Raw genomic sequence first — 7,946 nt, 5'->3', positions numbered from 1 at the left:
TTTGCCTTGAGCCCCGGCAGGCCTTCGGTCCGATTCAGAAATTCCGACGGTGCGCCGAACTTCACCTCGGGTGAATGCGCCGCGAGGTCGGCGATGGTCTTGAGAGTCCACTTCTGCGCGGTCTGCTGGCTGACCGAAACGGTGTCGGTGTCGGCGGCCGGTGAGGGCGTCAGGATCGACAGATCACCCGGAAGTGTGCGCAGCAGGGCGAGTTCAACCTGTTCCGGTGTGGTCACCTTGGTGTTCTTGTCGAAGTACTGCAGCAGGTTGCCGGTGTACTCGGGGATCAGGTCGATCGAGTGATCCTTGACCGCAGGGACGTAAGTCTCGCGGCTGCCTATGCCGAACTGCCGGCGGACGTCGAAACCGTTGGCCTGCAACGCCTGCGCGTAGATCTCGGCGATGATCTTCGACTCGGTGAAGTCTGCGGAGCCGACGGCGATCGACTTCAGATCGCCCGAGATCTCTCCTCCGCCCAACGGGTTCGAGCTGCCGCAGGCTGAGAGCATCGAAGTGACCAGTGCCAGGACCGCGGCCAGAACGGCCAGCCTGCTTTTGCGCTTGGTTCGTCGTGCGGGGTTCACTTCAGCGTCCTTTCGGCGTCACCTGCTTGGAGCGACCCTAACCAGGTTGCCCGCATGTCGCTCGGCTTTACCTCGCGATGAGCGGACGTGACGAACTGGTGTTTCCCGGTAGCGCCGGTTTCATTCCCAGCAAAAGGGGCAAGATAAGGCAATGAGCACCGACCCACAGTTCTCGCCCGTCGAATCGGGGCCACCCGGCCCACTGGATCCGATCCGCGGCGAAGTCCCGGCGGTCGACAGCGCATCGATCAAGCCGCCGCCGCCCGAGAACGCCGTCCACTTCACCAGGGCTGCAGCCCTGTGGTCGGCTCTCATCGTGGGCTTTCTCGTCCTGATCGTGCTGCTGATCTTCATCGCCCAGAACACCGAGTCGGGGACGTTCCACTTCCTGGGCTGGTCGTGGAGCCTGCCGCTGGGCGTGGCGCTGCTGGCCGCGGCCGTACTCGGTGGCCTCGTCACCATCCTCGCGGGCGTCGTCCGCATCGTGCAGCTGCGCCGGGCCGCGAAGAAGAACTACAAGGCGGCGCTGAGGTAGCTCAGGCGCGTGCGAGCTCGGCCAGACCCGCGGCGACCAGCGGCGCGACGGCCTCCCCCACCTTGTCCCCGTACTCCGTGCCGCCGCCCATTCGGTCGCGGAACTGAATGCCCGCAGCGATGATCGCCAACTTGAAGTAGGCCAGCGCCATGTAAAACTCCCAGTGCGCCAACGACTGGCCCGCGGCGACCGAATACCGTTGCGCCAGTTCGTCAGCCGACGGGATCTGGGGCGACGACCAGGCTGCATTCGCGTGCACCATGTCGAACATCGGATGGCGGTATACGCACATCAGCGCGGCATCGCTCAACGGGTCGCCGAGCGTCGACAATTCCCAGTCGAGCACCGCCCGCACCTTGGTCGCGTCCACGGCGTCGAGCATCGTGTTGTCGATCCGGTAGTCACCGTGCACGATCGAGGTCCGGCTCTGCGGAGGCAGCGTCTTCTCCAATGCGGCGTGCAGCCGCTTCACATCGGCATCGCGGGGATCGTCCGCGGTCCGTACCAGGTCCCACTGCGAGCCCCAACGCCGGACCTGGCGTTCGAGATACCCCGTCGGCTTGCCGAAGTCGCCGAGTCCGACGGCCTCCGGATCCAACGCGTGCAGATCCGCGAGGACCTTGATGAGGGCGTCCACACAGGCATTGATGGTGTCCTGATCGCCGAGCGCCGTCAGCTCCTCGGAGTAACGCACGACCCTGCCCGGCACGTAGTCGACCATCTGGAACGGCGCTCCCAGCACCGAGTCGTCGTTGCGCATCGTGACGGCATGCGCGACCGGCACGGGGGTGTCCTCGAGCGCCGCCACGACCTTGTATTCGCGGGCCATGTCGTGCGCCGACGGTGTCAGTCCGTGCAGCGGCGGGCGGCGCAGCACCCACTTGGACGCATCGTCGAACACCAGGAACGTCAGGTTGGACCGGCCGCCCGCGATCAGTTCTCCGCGCAGGTCACCCTGGCGTGGGACTCCGATCGACTGCAGGTGGCGGTCCAGCGCACCCAGATCGAGGCCGTCCAGCGGGGAAGCGTCTGTTGTCACCGGACTTGTCTACCACCGCTGGTTTCGCGGCAGCAGGTCCCATACGTGCTCGGTGCCATTGATGGCGGCGACGGCGAGCTTTCCGTCGCGGGACTTCAGCAGCCGGGTGACGCCCGTGTAGTCGACCTGTACGCACAACAGCCTCTTCGTCTCCATGGCCTCGTGGACCAGCGCATTGATGACGCCGCCGTGGCTGAACACCGCGACGGTCTCGTCATGTCCGGCGGCGACGACGACGTCATCGATCCCGGCCGTGACCCGGGCCTTGAAGGCGTCCTCGTCCACGTCGCCCGGCAAATGGCCGTCGATGAGACGCTGCAGATCTTCCTGCGACGCTTCCTCGATCGGCGTGTAGTGCGACAGGCCGTAGTCGTACTCGGCGAGGCGCTCATCGACGTCGATGGTCAGCCCCAACGCATCGGCCACCGGCTGGGCCGTCTGGATGGCTCTGCGCTGGGGGCTGCTCACCACCCGGCTGACCGGAAACCTGGCCAGCGCGTCGGGCAGCCGCTTCGCCTGTTCGACGCCCTGCTCGGACAGCTCGGGGTCCGAACCCTGACCGGGTTCGCTGCGGAGGGGAAGTGCATGTCGGACCAATAGCAGTTGCACCGTGACACCATAGGGCCCGTGCGCGCATTCTCCTGTCCGGTGTGCAACGACTTCGCCCCGTTCGAGTCCGATGCGTGCGCCACGTGCGGGACCGCCTTGGGCCTGCACCTGCCGACGAAGTCGATGGTCGCCATCGCCGACGGCTCGCGACGATCGATGGCCAGCACTGGTTGCGGTGCACGCAGTACGGCCCGCTCGGCTGCAACTGGTTGGCCCTCGCCGAACAGACGGAGTACGAACGCGGCCGCTGCCTGGCGGACTCCCTGATCCGCCGTGAGCCCGCCGCCGACGACACCCTCGCCCGCGAGAAGTTGGTGCCGACGGCCGCCGCGCTACGCCGCCTGATCTACCAACTCGACGACATCGGGCTGCCCGTCGATCCGTTCTGGCGCAACGACGGCGGCCTGGCCTTCGATCTGCTGTCGAGCTACACCACGGGCAAGAAGGTGATCATCGGCCACGCCAACGGCGTCATCACCATCGATCTGGTCGAATCGCTCGACGACTACCGCGAGTCGCTGGGCGTGAAGCTCGGCGAACCGTAGCGGACGATGCTCGGCCACTTCCGTCACGAGGTCGGACACTACTATCAGAACGCGCTCGTCGAAAACGGTTCCGGCGCAGAGAAATATCTCGATCAGTGCCGCGAGCTGTTCGGCGACGAGCGCGCCGGCTACAGCGATGCGATCGCGCGGCACTACGAGTCTGGTGCCCCCGCTGGGTGGGGTGAGTCGTTCATCTCCGAATACGCCACGATGCACCCGTGGGAGGACTTCGCCGAGTGCTTCGCCCACTATCTGCACATCACCGACACCATGGACACCAGTCGCGAGGCGGGCATGGTGCTACTGGCCGAACGGGTTCGCTTCGCCGCGCCGCGTGACATCGTGCCGCTCGAGTCCTATGGCGAGGAACCCATCGAGCGGCTGCTGTTCGACTGGCGGTGGATGTCGATGTTCTTCAACCGCGTGAACACCGCGATGGGCAAGAACCCGTTGTATCCGTTCGAGATTCCCGCTGCGGTGACGGCCAAGCTCGGGTTCATCCACCGCGTGATCCGCGAGACGGCCCGCCGCACCCAAGAGGACACCTGACGTGGGCTACGCCGACCAGCTCTTCGACCTGACCGACCGCGTGGTCCTGGTCACCGGAGGCAGCCGCGGGCTTGGGCGTGAGATGGCCTTCGCCGCGGCGCAATTCGGCGCCGACGTCGTCATCGCCAGCCGCGACCTGGACTCGTGCGTCGTCGCCGCCGAGGAGATCTCGGCCGCGACGGGGCGCGTCGCCTTCCCGTATCAGGTGCACGTCGGGCGGTGGGAGCAACTCGACGGATTGGTCGACGCCACCTACGACCGGTTCGGCAAGGTCGACGTGCTCATCAACAACGCGGGCATGTCGCCGCTCTACGATTCACTGAGTTCGGTGACCGAGAGGCTCTTCGATGCGGTGGTCAACCTGAATCTGAAGGGCCCGTTTCGTCTTTCGACCCTCCTCGGCGCGCGCATGGTGGCAGCGGGCGGCGGCTCGATCATCAACGTCAGCTCGACCGGCTCACTGCGGCCAGCGCCCGACATGCTGCCCTATGCCGCGGCCAAGGCAGGGCTCAACGCGCTGACCGAAGGGCTGGCGAAGGCCTACGGCCCGACCGTCCGCGTCAACACCCTGATGGCCGGTCCCTTCCTCACCGACGTCAGCCAAGCCTGGAACCTCGATGGCGATCAGAACCCGTTCCGGCACCTGGCCCTGGGCCGCGCCGGGCAACCGAATGAAATCATCGGCGCCGCACTGTTTCTGGCGTCTGACGCGTCAAGCTTCACCACCGGGTCGATCCTGCGCGCCGACGGCGGTCTGCCTTGAGTCAGGGCAGTCCTTCCCCGTCGCGAGAGGTGGCGGGATGTTGAGGGTGTCGCGGAGGCGCGGCGAGCGCGGGAAAGTCAGGGCGTGACGATGTTGAAGGCAGGGTTCGGCTTGTCCAGGACGCCGAGCAGCGACGGCAACGCAGTGGCGTCACCCGTCACGTCAAGACCCGGTGACGTCGCATCGCCTGCGGCGAACATCAACAGCCGCAGCTTGTTCGCCAACGTGATGGTCGCGCCTGCGGTCGCGGCGTCGGCCGCCACCTTGCGGTAGACCAGCACGCCGTTGCGCAGCGACAGCCGGTAGTTGGTCGCGACGTCGGCGAAAGTCACGTCGATGGCGAGGTTCAGATCCCACGCCTTGGGACCGTTGACGCTGATCGCGAAGCTGTCGAACATCTGCTCCGGCGTCAACTGGGAGACCATCGACGGCGACGTCGTCGAGGTCGCCACCCCGAAGTTGCCGTCGCGCAGCTCGGTGGCCCCGGAGAGGAAGAAGTTGCGCCACGTCGCGTTCTCCGCGCCGTAGGCGAGCTGCTCGAGGGTGTCACCGTACAGCGCGCGGGCCGCGGCATGATTCTCCTCGGTGAAGATCGCGTGATCCAACAACGTTGCCGCCCAGCGGAAGTCGCCTTCATCGAAGGCCCCCTGCGCGATTTCCACGACGCGGTCGATGCCGCCCATCGCCTCCACGTAGCGCGGCGCGATCACCTCCGGCGGGTGCTGCCACAGCCGCGCCGGGTTGCCGTCGAACCAGCCCATGTAGCGCTGGTACACCGCCTTCACGTTGTGGCTGACCGAGCCGTAGTAGCCGTGTGCGTGCCACGCCTTCTCCAGCGCCGGGGGCATCTGAAAATACTCGGCGATCTCGATCCCGGTGTATCCCTGGTTGAGTTGACGCAGCGTCTGGTCGTGCAGGTAGGCATACAGATCCCGTTGCAGGGAAAGGAATTCGACGATCCGGTCCTTGCCCCACGTGGGCCAGTGGTGTGAGGCGAAGACGACGTCGGCCCGGTCGGCGAAGGCGTCGATGGCTTCGGTCAGATAGCCCGACCACCCGTGCGGGTCGCGGACCAGCGCGCCCCGCAGGGTCAGCAGGTTGTGCAGGTTGTGGGTGGCGTTCTCGGCCATGCACAGCGCCCGGAACTTCGGGAAGTAGAAGTGCATCTCGGCAGGCGCCTCGGTCCCCGGCGCCATCTGGAACTCGATCTCGACGCCATCGATGGTGTGCGTCTCGCCGGTCTCCCGAACGTCGAGGGTGGGGACGATCAGCGCGATCTCCCCCACCGACGTGTTCTGACCGAGCCCGCAGCCGACCTGGCCACGGGGTCCGCGCGCCAGCACCGTGCCGTACATGTACGAGGCACGCCGGGTCATCGCCGTTCCGGCGTAGACGTTCTCCTGCACGGCGTGCTCGGTGAAGCCCTCCGGCGCGACCACGACGACCTTGCCCGCGTCGACGTCGGCCTGATTGGTCACGCCGAGCACGCCGCCGAAGTGATCCACATGGCTGTGGGTATAGATGACGGCGACGACGGGGCGGCTTCCACGGTGGGACCGATACAGCGCCAGCGCTGCCGCCGCGGTCTCGGTGGAGATCAGCGGGTCGATGACGATGACACCGGTGTCGCCCTCGATGAAGCTGATGTTGGACAGATCGAGACCGCGGACCTGATAGATGCCGTCGACCACCTGGTAGAGGCCCTGCTTGGCGGCGAGCTTGGATTGCCGCCACAGGCTGGGGTGCACGCTGGCGGGGGCATCACCGGTGAGGAAGTCGTAGACGTCGTTGTCCCACACCACACGTCCGTCTGAAGTCCTGACGACGCAGGGTCGCAACGCATCGATGAAACCTCGGTCGGCATCGACGAAGTCGCGGGTGTCGTCGAAGGGCAAATTCGTCAGATGGTTGGTGTGGGCGGCTTCGATGACGGCGGTCGGTGGCTTCTGCTCCATTTCGACAAGCCTGCCACCCTGGCCCGCGGTGAGGTGCCGAACCGGCGGCCGATCTCAGCCCGCCCGTTCGGCGGGCCCCTGAGCGATCTGGCTCTTCAGCGGGGCCAGCTCGTTGCCGATTGCGCCGATGGTCTCCGCCGGCACGCCGAGTCCGCTGAGCGTGTCGACGAGGTGACCCGGTCGAAGTCGTCCGGTGTGATGTTCAAGCCGGCGTGGGCCTCGGTCATGTTGCGCCCGAGATACGGCTCCGGTCCGCCGGGTGATCAGACACGGCGAAGCTCGACGTCTGACAACACCGACCCGTTGACCGTCGCCGTCATGTACGTACAGAACGGCTGTCTCCTTCGGTCGGTGGGCGAGCCGGGATTGAGCAGCCGCAGACCGGTCGGGGCCGTCGCGTCCCACGGAATGTGACTGTGTCCGAACACCAGCACGTCGGTGTGGGGATACGCATGGGCCATCCGGGCGTCACGGCCGCCGGATGAACCCGTCTCGTGGACCACGGTGAAGCGCACGCCATCGAGCACCACGTCGGCCCGTTCCGGAAGCCGTCGCCGCAGTTCCTCACCGTCGTTGTTGCCCCAGCAGCCGATGAGCCGTGTGGACCTGGCCTCGAGCTCGTCGAGAAGTGAAGGTTCTACCCAGTCGCCCGCGTGGAGCACCACGTCGACGCGCGCCACCTCGTCCCACACCGACGCTGGGAGGTCACGCGCCCGCTTCGGCAGATGGGTGTCGGCGATCAGCAACAACTCCACGCCACTACGCTAGCCGCCTTTTGGCGGATCCTTTCACTGCGTTGCCGATGTCCGAGCTCCATGCGCGAACTGCTCTGTCTGAGGGGCGGATCACGCCGACTGCAGCAGCTCCGCCATTTTGGGCATGATCACCTGAAGGCCCTTGAACGGCCGCATCATCACCTTGAACGAGACGATCTTCTCGTCGTCATTCCAATGGATCATGTCGATTCCGTTGACGTAGATCCCGTCGATCGTGGCGGCGAACTCGAGGATCGCGGAGCGCTCGCCGAACCACTGCTCGACGTAGTGGAAGTCCGTTCCCGCGAACATCTTCGCGGCGGCATCGAGATACATCGTGGCCTTGGCGCGGCCCTCCTGCGGCGTGAAGACCGCGGGCGAGTAGAAGACGCAGTCCTCGGCGAGGAGGGCTTCCAGCGCATCGGGGGCATGGCCGTCGTCGAGGAACTCGTGCCAACGCTGGATCACCGGTGGAGTCATGCGTTTGATTCTGACACTGTTCTGGCCTCACACTGCCAAGAGGTTAGAAGGGCAGGCCGATCATCCTCGTCACACTAGGCAGCTCCGGCGGGGCGGGCAGACCCACGCTGGGCAGGGCAGGCAGCTGCGGCA

General features: G+C 66.1%; 8 protein-coding genes and 1 pseudogene. 3 read left to right on the top strand and 6 right to left on the bottom strand.

Going from position 1 to position 7,946, the window contains the following annotated elements:
• Positions 1-509: ABC transporter substrate-binding protein (locus QOI01_RS14065; RefSeq protein ID WP_526381856.1), on the bottom strand; the 509-nt coding region annotated here is incomplete at its 3' end.
• A gap of 226 nt (positions 510-735) precedes the next feature.
• On the opposite strand from QOI01_RS14065, the gene QOI01_RS14060 reads away from it, so the two are divergent.
• Positions 736-1,119, top strand: coding sequence for a LapA family protein (locus QOI01_RS14060; RefSeq protein WP_526381854.1), 384 nt, complete (start codon positions 736-738; stop codon positions 1,117-1,119).
• Between the two features lies 1 nt (position 1,120).
• Here the strand turns inward: QOI01_RS14060 and QOI01_RS14055 are convergent, their stop codons facing one another.
• On the bottom strand, positions 1,121-2,158 hold the full coding sequence (locus QOI01_RS14055) for a phosphotransferase family protein (RefSeq protein WP_526381852.1): 1,038 nt from the start codon (positions 2,156-2,158) through the stop codon (positions 1,121-1,123).
• Positions 2,159-2,167: 9 nt separating this feature from the next.
• A complete protein-coding gene (locus tag QOI01_RS14050) occupies positions 2,168-2,767 on the bottom strand; it encodes a histidine phosphatase family protein (RefSeq protein WP_526381850.1) in 600 nt (199 codons plus the stop codon).
• A gap of 18 nt (positions 2,768-2,785) precedes the next feature.
• On the opposite strand from QOI01_RS14050, the pseudogene QOI01_RS14045 reads away from it, so the two are divergent.
• Both QOI01_RS14045 and QOI01_RS14040 read left to right on the top strand, forming a co-directional pair.
• A pseudogene (locus QOI01_RS14045) lies at positions 2,786-3,861 on the top strand (zinc-binding metallopeptidase family protein).
• 1 nt (position 3,862) lies between these two features.
• The gene (locus QOI01_RS14040; protein ID WP_526381848.1) at positions 3,863-4,624 is read left to right on the top strand and encodes an SDR family NAD(P)-dependent oxidoreductase; all 762 of its coding nucleotides are present in this window, start codon (positions 3,863-3,865) and stop codon (positions 4,622-4,624) included.
• Between the two features lie 77 nt (positions 4,625-4,701).
• Here the strand turns inward: QOI01_RS14040 and QOI01_RS14035 are convergent, their stop codons facing one another.
• The 3 genes from QOI01_RS14035 to QOI01_RS14025 form a co-directional block, all read right to left on the bottom strand.
• Complete coding sequence (locus tag QOI01_RS14035) at positions 4,702-6,579, bottom strand: alkyl/aryl-sulfatase (protein ID WP_526381846.1); 1,878 nt, start codon at positions 6,577-6,579, stop codon at positions 4,702-4,704.
• 263 nt (positions 6,580-6,842) lie between these two features.
• Complete coding sequence (locus QOI01_RS14030) at positions 6,843-7,334, bottom strand: metallophosphoesterase family protein (protein WP_526381844.1); 492 nt, start codon at positions 7,332-7,334, stop codon at positions 6,843-6,845.
• A gap of 90 nt (positions 7,335-7,424) precedes the next feature.
• On the bottom strand, positions 7,425-7,814 hold the full coding sequence (locus QOI01_RS14025; protein WP_526381842.1) for a nuclear transport factor 2 family protein: 390 nt from the start codon (positions 7,812-7,814) through the stop codon (positions 7,425-7,427).
• Positions 7,815-7,946: the final 132 nt, after the last annotated feature.

The organism is Mycobacterium sp., from assembly GCF_032162605.1.
Lineage (GTDB): Bacteria > Actinomycetota > Actinomycetes > Mycobacteriales > Mycobacteriaceae > Mycobacterium.
Note: the sequence above shows the minus strand (reverse complement) of the source record. Positions and strands in the feature narration are given on the sequence as shown.